10 protein-coding genes and 1 tRNA gene are annotated in these 15,671 nt (G+C 59.6%); 8 read left to right on the top strand and 3 right to left on the bottom strand.

All coding sequences use genetic code 11. The annotated features are described in order from the left end of the window. Positions 1-44 precede the first annotated feature (44 nt). Positions 45-2,006: a dynamin family protein gene (locus HMPREF2999_RS05915; protein WP_070676715.1), complete on the bottom strand. Its 1,962-nt coding sequence runs from the start codon at positions 2,004-2,006 to the stop codon at positions 45-47. Between the two features lie 640 nt (positions 2,007-2,646). Here HMPREF2999_RS05915 and HMPREF2999_RS05910 point away from each other — a divergent pair. The 7 genes from HMPREF2999_RS05910 (at position 2,647) to epsC (ending at position 10,192) form a co-directional block, all read left to right on the top strand. Continuing rightward, on the top strand, positions 2,647-3,468 hold the full coding sequence (locus HMPREF2999_RS05910) for a DUF6318 family protein (RefSeq protein ID WP_246823091.1): 822 nt from the start codon (positions 2,647-2,649) through the stop codon (positions 3,466-3,468). 269 nt (positions 3,469-3,737) lie between these two features. Next, on the top strand, positions 3,738-4,916 hold the full coding sequence (locus HMPREF2999_RS05905) for a DUF6318 family protein (protein ID WP_070676719.1): 1,179 nt from the start codon (positions 3,738-3,740) through the stop codon (positions 4,914-4,916). A 286-nt stretch (positions 4,917-5,202) separates the two neighbouring features. Continuing rightward, positions 5,203-6,030 (top strand): DUF6318 family protein, encoded by an 828-nt coding sequence (locus HMPREF2999_RS05900; protein ID WP_070676720.1) that lies wholly within the window; start codon positions 5,203-5,205, stop codon positions 6,028-6,030. Between the two features lie 107 nt (positions 6,031-6,137). Further along, a complete protein-coding gene (locus tag HMPREF2999_RS05895; protein WP_070676722.1) occupies positions 6,138-7,076 on the top strand; it encodes a DUF6318 family protein in 939 nt (312 codons plus the stop codon). A gap of 117 nt (positions 7,077-7,193) precedes the next feature. Continuing rightward, on the top strand, positions 7,194-7,973 hold the full coding sequence (locus tag HMPREF2999_RS05890; protein ID WP_070676723.1) for a DUF6318 family protein: 780 nt from the start codon (positions 7,194-7,196) through the stop codon (positions 7,971-7,973). A 400-nt stretch (positions 7,974-8,373) separates the two neighbouring features. Next, on the top strand, positions 8,374-9,309 hold the full coding sequence (gene cysK, locus HMPREF2999_RS05885; protein ID WP_049362987.1) for a cysteine synthase A: 936 nt from the start codon (positions 8,374-8,376) through the stop codon (positions 9,307-9,309). Between the two features lie 298 nt (positions 9,310-9,607). Then, entirely contained in the window at positions 9,608-10,192 is a 585-nt protein-coding gene (epsC, locus tag HMPREF2999_RS05880; protein ID WP_005505599.1) for a serine O-acetyltransferase EpsC, read from the top strand. 224 nt (positions 10,193-10,416) lie between these two features. Here the strand turns inward: epsC and gndA are convergent, their stop codons facing one another. Then, positions 10,417-11,889: an NADP-dependent phosphogluconate dehydrogenase gene (gndA, locus tag HMPREF2999_RS05875; RefSeq protein ID WP_005505596.1), complete on the bottom strand. Its 1,473-nt coding sequence runs from the start codon at positions 11,887-11,889 to the stop codon at positions 10,417-10,419. A gap of 200 nt (positions 11,890-12,089) precedes the next feature. Further along, a tRNA-Val gene (locus HMPREF2999_RS05870) sits at positions 12,090-12,162 on the bottom strand. Positions 12,163-12,642: 480 nt separating this feature from the next. Between HMPREF2999_RS05870 and aceE the strand changes: the two genes are divergently transcribed. Further along, positions 12,643-15,375, top strand: coding sequence for a pyruvate dehydrogenase (acetyl-transferring), homodimeric type (gene aceE, locus HMPREF2999_RS05865; RefSeq protein ID WP_070676725.1), 2,733 nt, complete (start codon positions 12,643-12,645; stop codon positions 15,373-15,375). Positions 15,376-15,671 lie beyond the last annotated feature (296 nt).

Here is a 15,671-nt window from a genome sequence, read left to right as displayed (position 1 = left end):
CGTTATTTCTTCGTCTGTGGTGCGGGGTGCCTGTCCGGAGTGGTTTAGCGGGCAACCGTGCCGTTAGTGTGGGCTGCGGCTTGGCGCTGTGTGGTTTGACGCTGTGTGGTTTGACTCTGCGCGCTCATTTCTGCGGCGATGTTCTGCACCTGCTCGGCGGCGCGGTGAATGTCCGCGGCGTCAGCCTGCGGGTCGGTTTCTTCCAGTACGGCGGTGAAGGGCTGAGCGTGCTCGGTGAGCAGCCCCGACATGCGTTCGAGCAGGTCGGTGCGGGCGCGGGTTGCCATGCGGCGCACCGCGTCTTCACCGAAGATGGACTCGAGCAGCTTGGTGCCGACCACGCCGCTACCGCCGGCGATACCCGCCTCAATACCGGTGATGCCGCCGGTGAGGCTGAACGCGGCGACCATGAGCATCACGGCGGTGGCGTTCACACCCAGGGAGAGAAATCGGGCGCGTTTGCGCTTGTCGGCGCCTTCTTCGCGGATCATTTCGAGGACGGAGCCCTGCCAGAGGCGAATCTGTTCGGCAACGGCTGCGGAGAAGATGTCCTCGGCGGACTGCACTTCGCCCTTCGCTTCGTTGCCCTTCGCCTCACCGCTTGCGCCTGCGTTCTGTTCGAGCGCGACGGAGGCAGTCTGCGGCGCAACAGAAACAGCCTGCGGCGCATCAAGGCGCGCCAGCAGGGAGCGTCCGGCGCGGCTGGCACGCCAGCGGGTGCGGGTGTTTTCGGAGGCGCGGGCGGCCGCATCCAGCACGACGGCGTGGATACCGCTTTCAAGGGCGTCTTCTACCTTCTGGGCGGCGGCGGGCTGGCCGCGCAGTGCGGAGCCGACGCGGTCGCGCAGGCGACCGATGGTGCTGTCGAGGGAGCGGAAGAAGTCGCCGGTTCCCACGAAGTCGTGCCAGCGCGAGAGCACTTCGCCGCGCAGCAGGGAGCCGTCGGAGAGGGCGCCGTCGATGGTGGTCAGCGCGTCCTCGTATTCTTCGGCGGCGATAGTGGCAAGCGACTGGTGTGCCGCCTGCTGGCGTGCCTGTTCCGCGGCGAGCACCTGCAGGTTACCGGCGAGGGTTTCGACGGCACCGGCGAGAGTCTGCCGGGCGATGGCGGCGCGGGCGGGTGCGTCGGCGCCGAGTTCACGGATCCACAGGGTCAGCGGGGCGAGGCTGACGGGGGCGAGCATGCCGCTTTCGTCGCGCGGCTGTTCGGTGACGGTGTGAATCAGCACGGCATGGATTCCGGCCTCGTCGAGCATGCGTCGCAGGTCGTTTTCGATGGCTTCTTCGTCGCCTTCGGGCACGCGGTTGAGTACCACGGCGATGGCGATGGAGCGTGCGGCTGCTTCGTGGAGCAGTTCCCAGGGCACGGCGTCGGCGTAGCGGTTGGCGGTGGTGACGAAGAGCCACAGGTCTGCGGCGGAGAGCAGCTCCTTGGCGAGGGTGCGGTTTTCCTCAGAGACGGAGTCGATATCGGGCGCGTCAATGAGCGCGATGCCCTGCGGTAGCGCCGAGGTAGTAATAGGAATGAGGGCGCGCGCAATCTTCGGGTCGAGGCCGGGTAGTGCCTGCGATCCGGCGTTCATTCCGGAGGTACGGGTGCGCGGCAGGGTGGGCAGGAAGCGTTCTGGCGACAGCGCCGCTTCGTCTTCTGCGCGGTGCAGGAGTACGGGATGGCGGGTGGTGGGTCGAATCGCACCGGACTGGGTGAGCGGTTCGCCGAGCAGGGTGTTGACGAGGGTGGATTTGCCGGCGCCGGTGGAGCCTCCGACCACGATGGTGAGGGGGTTGTCGACGCTGGCGCTGCGGGGCAGGATGTAATCGTCGAGTTGGCGTGCCATAGCGGCGAGCAGGGTGCGCGCGGAGGCGGTACCGTGCTCGGCGGTGCCGTCGTGGGTGACGGTATAGGGGGTGCCGGGGGTTTCGCCGGCTTCTACGTCGAGCGGGAGGGGGATTCGAGTGAGCAGTTCGCGAGCTGCTTTGAGCTGCGCATAGTCGGTGGTAGTCACAGCGCTATTGTCCCATAGGGTGCACCTGCTTCATGCCATGTGTGGGCGTTGCGGTGGGCGCGTTACGGCTACGGGTTGTTTGGGGGCTCATATTGAGGTTTTTTTGATAGGTGTTTGGACAACCTGAAGAGGTTGAGATACTACTTGCACACTGGGTGCAACAACTCCAATTTATGATTTACTCACAAGAAGAACAGGTTGGAAAATCCTTGATTTTCCGCAGGAAATCAGCACATTTCAATGCGGTTATCCGGAACACATTGGTACGTTTTATAACCTGCATAAAGCGGGCAAATATTAAGATTTGATAACTTTTTACCTTTAAGCGCAGATATGGTTATTTTGAATCTGAAAGTACGCTTAGAATCATTGAGCACGACAACCAGGCAGGTCATAACCCACACCGATTCCTTCAGGCGGCTTCTGACCTGCCCTTTCTATCGCATCCGTACTCACTGCGGTATGCCACACCCCTCGGGAACGCTCACCGACCCCTCACACAACTGCAATCAACTGCCGTTGAGGTTCACTGCATCCGAGCTACCCATTACTGCCTGCCCGTCTTTACTCTTGCGAAAGGTTGCGTATGTTCGGTTCGCTGTCACGTCGCCATCTTCTTGCTCTTTCTTCCGGAGCAGCATTGAGTGCACTCGCAAGCGCTTGCAGCCCCAGCGCAGTTTCTCGCCCTCAACCACTCGCTAACCCTTCCCCTACTAAGGCTGCTCCTCAGAGCCCCCAGACCAAATCTGCGACCACCACGCGCAGTATTACGTATGCCGAGCCTCTGCCCGCATCGGCTCTGGATGGTCGCGGACCGGCTCTTTTGCCGGATCAGTTCTTTGAGCGTTCCGGAAATTTCTCAAACGGCACCCTGAGCCATCGAGCCGTCAATGTCCCCCGCCCCACCATGCCCCCGGAAGCTAAAGAGCGCACCGTCGAGGGCCTGCACGCCTTCCTGCAGTACTGGGGTGCGGCACAGAACTACATGCTCCTCACCGGTGACACCAACCCCTTCATGGATCTGCCCGGCCAGGAGCACTTTAGTCAAATGGCGCAGATGTACCGCGATATCTACCGCTACAACATTGGCTGGCTGGTCTCTAAGAACAACCACCCCATGTGCATTAACCTGAGTTCCCCTCAGCCGGTGCCCGCTACCGAGCAGGACGTCTACTGCTGGAAGGCGACCCTGAAGGTTGACGAGAACGCGTTCCTGTTCAACCATGAGACCCGTCAGCGTGAGCAGCTCACCGGTATCTACGGCAGCAATCAGAAGGCGGATGCGTACGTCTACTTTGGTGAAGAGGGCTGGCAGATGCTGGAGGATCCGAACTCTTCCCCGAGTACTACCGCTACCCCTGCGGCTACCGCTGAACCGTCCGCGAATATTCCGAGTGCGCACCCGACCCCGAATGAGAGCACTTCTTCTAAGGCGGCTCGTTATATTCGAGGCTCAGCCTAAAGCTTCTTTGTATCCGTGCCTCAAAGAACCCGTCATATTGGGTGATATGAGGCACGGATGAGGGCTTTTATTTGTGTGCCACGCGTGAAATCTATAGGCTAGGGGCTAGATGAGGTCCGCCCATTTTCGCCTCAATACGCGTCTACCCGCCCTGCGGGTGACTGTTTCGCGCCCTCCTGTAGGGGCGTGATGTTAGGCTGAGAATTGGAGCGTGAGCTCTTCACTTATCACCGATACTTCCGCATCACAGCACATTCAAGGGGATCACTATGATTCACAGCCGCCGCCACTTTATTGCGCTTACGGGCACCGCCGCCCTGGGTGCGATGTTTGCCGCTTGCGGTTCCAAAAAGACTGCGGAGGCGACCGCCTCCCCCACTGCTTCCGCTTCGATTGCGGGCGCCTACGACAACCTGTCGGGCGAGCTGAAGTGGACTAAGTACATTGCGGGCAACGGTGCGGCCCCGATGAGCAGCACCGACCCGGAAACCGGTCAGGTGTACACGATTGAGCCGACTGCCGGCCCGGCAAGCGTTGATTCTAAGGCTAGTGCCGTGCCCATCCCCATTGAGGATGAGACCATGTACGAGAAGAACGCCCGCGGTCTGCGCGCCACCTTCGCGTATTTTGCGGCGGCGGTGAACTATGCCCGTATGACTGGTGACCCCGGTCCTGCTCTGCAGGTGGTTCAGGCGCAGAACTCTACCGACCGTGCGGCGCTGGAGAAGTTGCGTGCGTTCTATGCTCCCGGTACGAATTGGCTGGTGGGCGGCGAGTGGACGTTCCGTCTGACCGATAAGCAGCCGACGACCCGCGGCACGAAGTATTCGTGGGCGTGCACCGTGACTCAGGCACACGGCATGCGGGTTGAGAAGGCAACCAATACGACCAAGCCTCTGGAGGACACTGAGGCCCCGGAGATTAAGGCTCTGTACGCTGAGTACGATGAGGAAGCGAAGCGCTGGGTCGTGATTTCGCCTCAGCAGTACGATCCCGCGTTGGCTCCGAAGCCGACTCAGACTCCGCGCGCGCATCCTTCCTCGACCTATACCCCGACGGTGACTGATGACAGCACTGTGGCGGCTAATGCTGGTGCGAACGCCGGCGCGAATACTTCGGGTAACGGCGCGCCTCAGGGCACTGCTCAGAATGGTGCCGCACAGAACGGTGGTGCGCAGGCTCCTACCGCCCAGAATGGTGCAGGTCAGGGCGGTTCCCGTCAGTACACTGGTTCTCAGAATGGTGGTGCCGATCAGGGTTCTGCTGGTCAGGGTGGCGCGGCTCAGGCTCCTCAGCCTGCCGCTACCCAGGCGCCTGCGGCTACCGCTCCCGCGCAGCCCGTGGCGACTCAGCCTGGCGCTGCGACGGCTCAGCCGACCGTAGCACCCGGTGCCGCTGAGCCCGGTGCCGCTGGTGGAGATGTTGCTCCCGCCGGGGGCGCCCAGTAGCCCCTCCCCTATAGACGATCTCTATAGACGATTAACGCGTCCCCTCCTTCGCTATACCCGCTATGCCCCATTCGGCGCGATGCTCCCGCTGGTTACAGTAAGACTGCGGTAAGTTCGCTGATGGGCGGCATATCACGCTCGTTTGAGCGCTGGTACGCACGGGTGTGAAGGCGGGGGCGCGTTATACTTAGGACTGTCTCTAGAGGGATGTCCGCGTGTGATATCCGCTCGTCGAGGCGTTCTCTCACTCGTCTCTCACCTGAGATTCTCACTCGAAAGGTATTCCGTGGCGCTTTTCCCCATGACCTCCGGGCTTCCCAGTTCCACTAACGGTATCAGCCGCCGTTCTGCTCTGCGTTACGCGGGTGCGGGCGTTGCGGGCGTGTCTTTGAGCGCCCTGCTGGTTGCGTGCGGCGGTGGTTCTTCTAGCAATGAGACTGTTGATGCGGATACCCCTCAGATGTCCCCGTCGGCGTCTGCGCGCACCGATTTTAGCGGCGAGGTTACCTTCGACAACTATGAGAAGAAGGGTAATTTCGTTCCGGCGACCGAGTCTGCGCCCGCGCAGAACGTGCCGTTCCCCAAGCGCCCGGCGAGCGCCTCGGAGAACTCGGTGCAGGGTCTGTACGATTCGATTGCGTTCGTGTATGCGGCGATTAATTACCTGGTGCTGACCGGTGACGCGGCTCCGCTGCGTGAGTCGAAGGCTGATGAGAAGTTCGTTGCGTCGTTCTCGTCGTTTATGGATGAGTCGAATGAGAGCTCGCAGAATCGTGACTGGTATGTGTCGCCGAAGGTGACCATGTCTGCGTTCACTGCTGTTCCTGCTCTGGTGAAGAAGAGTGTGCAGTGGACTTTTGATTTGGTGATTGATTTGGGTCCGACCGTGGTGATTGACGGTGCTCCCGCGGAGATGTCCGAGAAGGTGCGCCGCACTGAGCGTGGCCTGGTGATTACCGGTGTGCGCCACGATAATGACTGGACTTTGACCATTCAGGATGAGTACGAGGTTCAGGCTTCGGCTCAGCCGAAGAATGGTGGCGCTAATGGCGGTAATGCTGGCAATTCCGGCAACTCCGGTAATGGCGGCAATTCTAATGGTGACAACCTTTAAGCCCTCAGATGGATGAGGCATCATGCCCTAACTCGCACTCGGGTTAGGGCATGATCTGTTTTACTCTGGTAGTAACGAGCTTTCCTGGATTCAAGGTTTTTTCTCTTATGTCTTCTTTTTCTCAGTCGTCTTTCTCTCGCCGCTCCCTGCTGCGTTTGGGCTTGGGCGCATCTGCTGTTGCCGGTTCTGCGGCGCTGTTGAGCGCTTGCGGTTCGGGTGGATCTAGCCAGCAGTCGGGTTCTCAGGGCGGTAGCCTGAATGGTTCGAAGTCGAGCGCTAACCCGAACGGGTACAGCGATGATGGTCAGAACTATTCGGGTCTGGTGGAGTACACCCACTATGAGGGTGCGGTGAATTATGAGCAGGGTACGGTGGATCATCCGCCGCGTAATGCTCCGAAGCCGAAGGTGACTGATGCTCTGTCGGCGAATACGGTGACGGGTTTCCATGAGGCGATTGCGTATTTTGCGGCGGCTATGGATTATCTGGTGAAGACCGGTAGCACGGATGCGTTCTCAACCGGCATTCAGCTGTCGTCGAAGACTCGCTCTGAGGTGGATGCCCTGTCGGCTTCTATTCTTGCGGGTGTGGAGAAGGGTTCCTGGTATGTGAATCCGTCGGCTTCCTATGTGCTTTCGAGTGCGCAGCCGTCCATTATGAGTGATGGCAATCTGCTGTTTAAGGGTAAGTACACTCTGGACTTCGGTACGGAGGCGGTGGCTGAGGGCAAGATCCAGCCGGTGGTCGCCTCCGCGAGTGCTTCTGCTGAGCCTACTGAGCCGTCCGAGGATGCGCTGGTGTCTGATGCGGCGTCCCCCACTGCTTCGGCTACTGCGGCGGGTCCTGCTTCTCAGGTGACGGTTCAGGAGTGCGATTTCCGCGGCCGCTACCACGCTGATTCTAAGATGTGGGAGCTGAGCGTGGCGTACGGTGCTACTGTTCAGGGCGGTGCTCCCTCCGCGAGCGCGGCGGCATCCGGTTCGGCTTCTACGCCCGCTTCTGCCGCCGCTTCTGCTGAGGCTTCCGCCACTTCCGCGGCGTCATAGTTCGTCATAACGCTTTTATCTGCGAGGCGCTTCTCACGCTTCGTCCACTCAACTCTGTATCCTGTTGGGTTTGCGGCTAAACTGGTTGCAATCACCGACTGACTGAAAGGTATCACTATGTCCGAGAACCTGACCCGCCGCGCGGCGCTGGGTGTGCTGGGCGTCAGCTCTATGGCTTTGCTGGCGGCTTGTGGCTCTAAGGCTACTTCTGAGGCGTCTGCTTCCGCTTCTGGCTCTGAGAGCGCTTCTGCTGCTTCTGGGTCTGCTACCGCGTCGCCGAGCGCTTCTGCGTCGGCTTCGGCGTCTGCTTCCCCGTCCGCTTCTGCGTCGGCTTCGGCTACCGCCGCAAACTCTCCGCTGCCTAACGACAATAAGGATTACAGTGGCGTAGCGAAGCTGGAGAAGATGGAGGAGCACGGCGAGTATCAGCCGGGTAACGCTGAGCACCCGCCGCAGAATGTTCCCTCCCCGATCGTTCCGGAGGCTATGCACCAGAATTCGGTGGCTGGCTTTGCGGCGGCTCTGGCGTACTTCGGTGCGGCGTTTGAGTACCTGCTGCGTACCGGCGATATGCACTACATGAACGAGGTCAGCACCGATCAGGAGACCCTGGCGGCGATGAAGAAGTACGCGGACTCCACTAAGGCAGGTATTGACGAGAAGAAGACCTGGTACGTGAACCCGACCGCTACTTTGACTATTGGCACCAAGCAGCCGGTTCTGGCGCAGGGTGCGTACAACTGGACCGTGACTCTGAACGTGGATCTGGGTGAGAAGCTGTTCAAGGACGGCAAGGAGCAGACCGTGGCGGCTGATAAGCGTCACGTAAAGATGTTCGGTGAGGCTGTTGGCCGCTACCTGAACAACAAGTGGGACCTTCACATGGACATCAACTAGTCCTCTGAGGCTGGTTCTCTCCCCCGCTTTTAGCGTTGTGCCGTCTCAGGATGCGGTTTTTACTGTTTTTTCCATTGATGGCAATAAAATTTGTGGCTCCAGCTTGCGGTGAACGGAGTTCACCACTACTCTTATATACAGAGGTTGTCTTTTGGGCTACATAATGTTTCTAGAGAGCGCCGCACATTCATCGTCCTTTGTCGAGAAAGGGTTTGTGCGGCGCTTTTCTGTACCCTCTTTCTGAACCTCGTTCCTTGAGGTTTTTCTCTGGCATTATTACGAACTGTGACCGCAGGTTTAAACCTACTGCCGGTGAGTAGTAGAGTTGCCACGTAACCGATTATTCATTGCGGAGACCCCATCGCGGCTGGCCTCCCCCAAGCTCATGAAGGAGCACCCCATGGCAAAGATTCTCAACAGCATTGTTGAAGCAACCGGCCAGACCCCCCTGGTTAAGCTGAACCGACTGGACGAAGGTCTTCCCGGTAACGTAGCGGTCAAGCTTGAGTTCTACAACCCCGCTGGTTCGGTTAAGGACCGCATCGGCCGCGCCATCATTGACGCTGCTGAGAAGTCGGGTGCGCTGAAGCCCGGCGGCACCATTGTTGAGGGCACTTCCGGTAACACCGGTATTGCGCTGGCTATGGTGGGTGCTGCTCGCGGTTACCGCGTCATCCTGACCATGCCGGAGACCATGTCTGCTGAGCGTCGCGTGCTGCTGCGCGCTTACGGTGCTCAGATTGTGCTGACCCCCGGTACCGAGGGTATGCGCGGCGCTGTGGAGAAGGCTAAGGAAATCGTTGCGACCACCGAGAACGCTATCCTGGCGTCCCAGTTCTCCAACGAGGCGAACCCCGCCATTCACTACAACACCACCGGTCCCGAGATTTGGGAAGCAACCGACGGTAAGGTCGACATTTTCGTGGCGGGTATTGGCACCGGCGGCACCATCTCCGGTACCGGTAAGTACCTGAAGGAGCAGAACCCGAACGTGAAGGTTGTTGCGGTTGAGCCGAAGGACTCCCCGCTGCTCTCCGAGGGTCGCGTTGGCCCCCACAAGATTCAGGGCCTGGGCGCTAACTTCGTTCCCGACACCCTGGACCGCGGCATCTACGATTCGGTAACTCCGGTCAGCGCTGAGGACGCTATGCGCACCTCCCGCCTGCTGGCTACCCAGGAAGGTATTCTGGGCGGTATTTCTTCCGGTGCGGCTGTGTGGGCTGCCCTGGAGGAGGCTAAGAAGTCTGAGAACAAGGACAAGCTGATCGTGGCTATCGTTCCCGACTTCGGTGAGCGTTACATCTCTACCGCTCTCTACGAGGATATCCGCGGCTAATAGGCCCCAGTCTTCGGCACCCCTCCCCGTGAGGCCGCCATCTAGAACAGTACGCAGTGTTCGACGCTCCGTCCCGGTTGCATGCCGGGGCGGAGCGTTTGCGTTTTCCCGCGATACTCCCCCGCTGAGACCCGCCCGAGCCCGAATATTACGTTCCGCACGCAATTGTGACCGAGATGTTAAAGAGAGCACTCACTATGACGACGACAGAGTTCGGGAATAGGTGAATGAGCACCGTTGTTGGTACCTTTGGAAAGGTCGCATACACAGAGCACGACCGATGAGGGAAAGGGAACCCATGAGTTTTATTGCGCGTCTGCGTGAAGATATTGAGAACGTCCGCCAGCACGATCCTGCTGCGCGCGGCGCTGTCGAGATTGCGCTGAACTATTCGGGCATGCACGCCATTTGGGTTCACCGTCTGACCCATAAGCTCTGGCAGAAGGATGAGACGAAGGCTCTGGCTCGTACTCTCTCGCAGTTTGCTCGTTTTCTGACCGGTGTGGAGATTCACCCCGGCGCGACCATTGGCCGCCGTTTCTTCATTGATCACGGCATGGGCATTGTCATTGGTGAGACCGCTGAGGTTGGTGACGACGTGATGCTGTACCACGGCGTGACCCTGGGCGGTCGCTCCCTGGAGAAGGTGAAGCGTCACCCCACTATTGGTGACCGTGTGACCATTGGTGCCGGTGCAAAGGTGCTGGGTCCGGTGGAGATTGGTGCCGATAGCGCTATTGGTGCGAACGCCGTGGTCGTCAACGATCACCCTGCCGATTCGATTATTACCGGTATTCCGGCGAAGCACCGCCCGCGTACCCCGGAGAAGAAGAAGCCGCTGGTGGACGCTGTGGAGTACATTGACCCCGCCATGTGGATCTAGCGCTTGGCAAGCGTTTTGAGGCGGTAGAGGCGCACCTGGCGGTTTCTCACCGGGCTCAGCAGGTCTTCTCTCCTGCCATGCCCCTCAAGATGCCCCTGATATATCCCTGAGGCATCTCGGGGGTGCCCCGTCAAGACATAACGAACAAGACATAACGAAAGCCCGCCTTCGACCGGATTCTCATCCAGCCGAAGGCGGGCTTTGACGTATTCAGCTACGGGAGCTTAGTGAACGTGAATGTCCGCTGCGTTCACCTCGGAACGGTCACCGCTCCACATGGTGTGGAAGGCGCCCTCTTCGTCAATACGACCGTAGGTGTGTGCACCGAAGAAGTCACGCTGACCCTGAATCAGGGATGCGGGCAGGCGGTCGCGGCGCAGGCCGTCGTAGTAGGACAGTGCGGAAGCGAACACCGGCACGGGGATGCCCAGTGCGGTTGCCTTAGCCACCACGCGACGCCAGGAAGGAACGAGCTCCTCCATGAGGTTCTTGAAGGCGGGTGCCAGCAGCATGTTCGCGGGTGCTTCGCCTGCGTAGGCAGCCATGATGTCGCCCAGCAGCTCGGCGCGGATAATGCAGCCTGCACGCCACAGCGATGCGATGGTGTCCAGCTTCAGGTCCCAACCGTATTCCTTACCTGCGCGGGTGAGCAGGTCCATGCCCTGTGCGTACGCAACGAGCTTGGATGCGAAGAGTGCGCGGCGCACGTCCTCAACGAACTCGGGGTCGCCTGCACCGATGCCGGTGGTTGCAATCAGACCGGCGGGCAGTTCGCGCTGTGCCTGCTCGCGCTGCTCACGCTCGGAGGAGGAGAGGGCGCGTGCGAACACGGACTCTGCGATAGCGGAGACGGGGGAACCGAGGTCCAGGCCAGCCTTAGCGGTCCACAGGCCGGTACCCTTCTGGCCCGCTGCGTCAACGATAACGTCGACCAGGGGCTTGCCGGTCTTTGCGTCTACCTGTGCGAGCACCTCAGCGGTGATTTCGATCAGGTAGGAGCTCAGGTCGCCTTCGTTCCAGGTCTTGAAGATTTCTGCCTGCTGTGCCGGCTCAATGCCTGCGATGGAGCGCAGAATGTCGTAAGCTTCGCCGATCACCTGCATGTCGGCGTACTCGATGCCGTTGTGGACCATCTTCACGAAGTGACCCGCACCGTCGGTGGAGATCCATGCGCAGCAGGGTGCGCCGTCCTGCGGTGCCTTCGCTGCGATCTTTTCGAGCAGCGGGCCCAGGTGCTTGTAGGACTCTGCGGAGCCGCCGGGCATCATGGAGGGGCCCCAGAGAGCGCCCTCTTCGCCGCCGGAGACGCCAACGCCCACGAAGTGCAGGCCCTTTTCAGCCAGGGCGTGCTCGCGACGGATGGTGTCGGGGAAGTGGGAGTTACCGCCGTCGATGATGATGTCGCCCTCATCGAGCATGGGGGTAAGCTGCTCAATCACTGCGTCGACGGGTGCGCCCGCCTTGACCATAATCAGGATGCGGCGGGGAGACTCGAGGGAGTCGACGAGTTCCTGCAGGGACTCGGTGCGGATGAAGTCGCCGTCTGCGCCGTGCTCAGCCAGCAGTGCGTCGGTCTTCTCTACGGAACGGTTGTGCAGTGCCACGGTGTAGCCGTTACGTGCCAGGTTGCGGGCGAGGTTTGCGCCCATGACAGCAAGGCCGGTGACACCAATCTGTGCCTTCTTGTTTTCAGTCATGTATATAAGGATACGCGCTTAGGGCAGGCTATATATAGGTGGAGTGCAGTTTTATGCCCGAAGGAATCACAGTTCCGGCTGGATTATCTTCGTGAGCTTCCCGCCGGGCACCCTCGCGGCGGGTAATGGGTATAGAAAAACCGGGTAAACAAAACTGGGTAAACAAAAACCCCGGCACCTTGCGGTACCGGGGTAATCGGTGGGTCCTACCGGGATCGAACCGATGACATCCACGGTGTAAACGTGGCGCTCTACCAGCTGAGCTAAAGACCCGTAGTTCTCACTGTTTCGTTTTCGTTCCAGTGGCGAACACAAGAAAAAACTATACGGGCTTCTGGCACGACATGCAAATCCACATCACGTGTTCTATGTCTCAATATTTTTTTCACTTTCCCACTGCACCCCACACTAAGCCACAACAAGTCATGTTGGACCATTACCTTTTAGGTAGGTCATACCCCTTCATTCCGCGCCATTCCGCCAACCCCGTCATTCCGCGCTATTTAGGTACAAAAAGACCCTAACTAGTACTTTTGATGCGTATATTTTCCACTCAGATAGTCACAATGCGAAACCCACATCACAAAAACCCTCATTTGAGACCAAGAGAGGCGCCTTTAGGTCTAAGATAGTAGAGATAAGAAGCGATGTGGGTCTTACAGACCTATAACGCTTAAACACAAAGATTGTTCGACAACGCAACATCGCGGGGCGGGCGATCTCACAACCGCACAGAAGAGAGGTTGGATTAGTTTGGCTAACGTACCGAACGAGCACTCCCTGAGCACCCTTCTTGATGGCCTGAAGGACATCGACGTAGAAGAGACCCAGGAATGGGCTGAGTCCCTCGAGGACCTTATCAAGACTCACGGCACCGAGCGTGCAGAGTACATCCTTCGCGCACTGCTCAAGGAGGCTGGCGAGAAGGGCGTAAAGGTCCCCACTCTGGTCAAGACCGACTACATCAACACCATCCCCGTCGACCAGCAGCCCGAGTACCCCGGTGATGAGGAACTCGAGCGCCAGTACCGCGCATGGATTCGTTGGAACGCAGCAATTATGGTTCAGCGTGCCCAGAAGAAGGGCATCGGCGTTGGCGGTCACATCTCCACCTTCGCAGGTGTGGCTGACCTCTACGAAATGGGCCAGAACCACTTCTTCCGCGGCCGTAACCACCCCGGTGGCGGTGACCAGGTCTTCTTCCAGGGTCACTCCTCCCCCGGTGTCTACTCCCGCGCATTCGTTGAGGGCGTCCTGAGCGAAGACCAGATGGACGGCTTCCGTCAGGAGAAGACCAAGGGCGCAGACGGTATTCCTTCGTACCCGCACCCCCGTTGCATGCCCGAGTTCTGGCAGTTCCCGACCGTTTCCATGGGTCTGGGCCCCCTGAACGCTATCCACCAGGCATCCTTCAACAAGTACCTGCACAACCACAAGATCAAGGACACCTCCGAGCAGCACGTCTGGGCATTCCTGGGCGACGGCGAGATGGACGAGCCCGAGTCGCGTGGTGCACTGCAGCTGGCTGCAAACGAGCACCTGGACAACCTGACCTTCGTCGTCAACTGCAACCTGCAGCGTCTGGACGGCCCCGTTCGCGGTAACGGCAAGATCGTTCAGGAGCTCGAGGCATTCTTCCGCGGCGCAGGCTGGCACGTCATCAAGGTCCTGTGGGGCTCCGACTACGACGAGCTGCTCAAGAAGGACAAGAGCGGCAAGCTCATCCAGCTGATGAACGAAACCCTCGACGGTGACTACCAGACCTTCCGCGGTGAAGACGGCGGCTACATCCGCGAGCACTTCTTCGGCAAGTACCCCGAGACCAAGGAACTGGTTGCAGACCTGACCGACGAGCAGATCTTCAACCTGCGCCTGGGTGGCCACGACGACAAGAAGCTCTACGCAGCCTACAAGGAAGCTATGGAGACCAAGGGCAAGCCCACCGTCATCCTGGCACAGTCCATTAAGGGTGCGGAGCTCGGCCCGTTCTTCGAGGCACGTAACTCCACCCACCAGATCAAGAAGTTCACCATGGAAGCACTGAAGGGCTTCCGTGACCACCTGAACATCCCCATCTCCGACGAGGAGCTGGAGAAGGATCTGTACAACCCGCCGTACTACCTGCCCGAGGCAAACCACCCGGCACTGCAGTACATGCAGGCACGCCGTAAGGAACTCGGCGGTTACATCCCCGGCCGTGCAAACACCCAGCCTGAGATTATCCTGCCCGAGTCCAAGGTCTACGCACAGACCAAGAAGGGCTCCGGCAAGCAGACCGCTGCTACCACCATGGCGTTCGTCCGCCTGATGAAGGACCTCATGCGCGTGAAGGGCTTCGGTCACCGTATCGCTCCCATCACCCCCGATGAGGCACGTACCTTCGGTATGGACTCCTTCTTCCCCTCGGCTAAGCTGTACAACCCCAACGGCCAGAACTACGTGCCCGTTGACCACCAGCTCATGCTCACCTACACCGAGTCCCCCGAGGGCCAGATTGTTCACGTGGGTATTAACGAGGCAGGCGCAACCGCTGCATTCATCGCTCTGGGTTCGTCCTACGACACCCACGGCGAGCCGATGATCCCGATTTACATCTTCTACTCGATGTTCGGCTTCCAGCGCACTGGCGACGGCTTCTGGGCTGCTGCCGACCAGCTGTGCCGCGGCTTCGTCATCGGTGCAACCGCAGGTCGTACCACCCTGTCCGGTGAGGGTCTGCAGCACAACGACGGCCACTCCCCGATTCTGGCCTCCACCAACCCGGCGTTCAAGATCTACGACCCGGCTTACGGCTACGAGATCGCTCACATCGTGGAGCGCGGTATCGAGCAGATGTACGGTACCAAGGACGAAGACCACAACGTCATGTACTACCTGACCGTGTACAACGAGCCGATTCACCAGCCTGCTGAGCCGGCAAACGTTGACGTTGAGGGCATCATCAAGGGTATCCACAAGATCAGCGAGTCCCCGCTGACCTCCGGTCCCAAGGCACAGCTGCTGGCATCCGGCGTTGCTGTTCCGTGGGCTGAGAAGGCTCAGAAGCTGCTGGCTGAGGACTGGGGCGTCTCCGCAGACCTCTGGTCTGTCACCTCGTGGACCGAGCTGCGCCGCGACGGCATTGCCGCTGAGGAAGAGGCTCTGCTGAACCCGAACCAGCCCGCTCGCGTTCCTTACGTGACCCAGAAGCTGGCAGGCGCTGCTGGCCCGATCGTCGCGACCACCGACTTCGCTTCGGATGTTCCCGACCAGATCCGCCAGTTCGTTCCGAACGACTTCGCAACCCTGGGTGCTGACGGCTTCGGCTTCGCAGACACCCGCCCGGGTGCACGTCGCTTCTTCCACATCGATGCAGAGTCGGTTGTTGTCCGCACCCTGCAGATGCTGGCAAAGCGCGGCGAGGTTGCAGCAGACGTTCCCGCGAAGGCATTCGCTAAGTACGACCTGCTGAACGTGAACGCTAACTCCGAGCTGGAGCAGCACTAAGCATTTAGCGGTAGAACCTCGGTTCTGCGTTAGACGCTAAACGATGCCCCCGGTTGATGATTCATCAACCGGGGGCATTCGTGTTTTAACTGTGAAGGGGTGCAGGATACCCGAGCTGATTCCTGTCGATATGCTCGTTGACTACGCGTTTCTCATGTAATAAATCAGACGTGACCGGAGTTTTGGTTGCCTGGTGCGTCTAGCCGGTGGTAGGCTTTAACCACCCTTCAACTATGATATTCGCCATAGTTTTGGTGGATATTCAGGGTGCCCGACCAGCATTACGGGGGGGGGGG

Source organism: Rothia sp. HMSC066H02, from assembly GCF_001814995.1.
Taxonomy (GTDB): domain Bacteria; phylum Actinomycetota; class Actinomycetes; order Actinomycetales; family Micrococcaceae; genus Rothia; species Rothia mucilaginosa.
This window is presented reverse-complemented; position numbering and strand designations above follow the sequence as displayed.

Coding starts and splice junctions, on each gene's coding strand:
- gndA (WP_005505596.1), bottom strand. CDS start 11,889: ATGACTGAAAACAAGAAGGCACAGATTGGTGTCACCGGCCTTGCTGTC.
- HMPREF2999_RS05905 (WP_070676719.1), top strand. CDS start 3,738: ATGATTCACAGCCGCCGCCACTTTATTGCGCTTACGGGCACCGCCGCC.
- HMPREF2999_RS05890 (WP_070676723.1), top strand. CDS start 7,194: ATGTCCGAGAACCTGACCCGCCGCGCGGCGCTGGGTGTGCTGGGCGTC.
- cysK (WP_049362987.1), top strand. CDS start 8,374: ATGGCAAAGATTCTCAACAGCATTGTTGAAGCAACCGGCCAGACCCCC.
- epsC (WP_005505599.1), top strand. CDS start 9,608: ATGAGTTTTATTGCGCGTCTGCGTGAAGATATTGAGAACGTCCGCCAG.
- HMPREF2999_RS05895 (WP_070676722.1), top strand. CDS start 6,138: ATGTCTTCTTTTTCTCAGTCGTCTTTCTCTCGCCGCTCCCTGCTGCGT.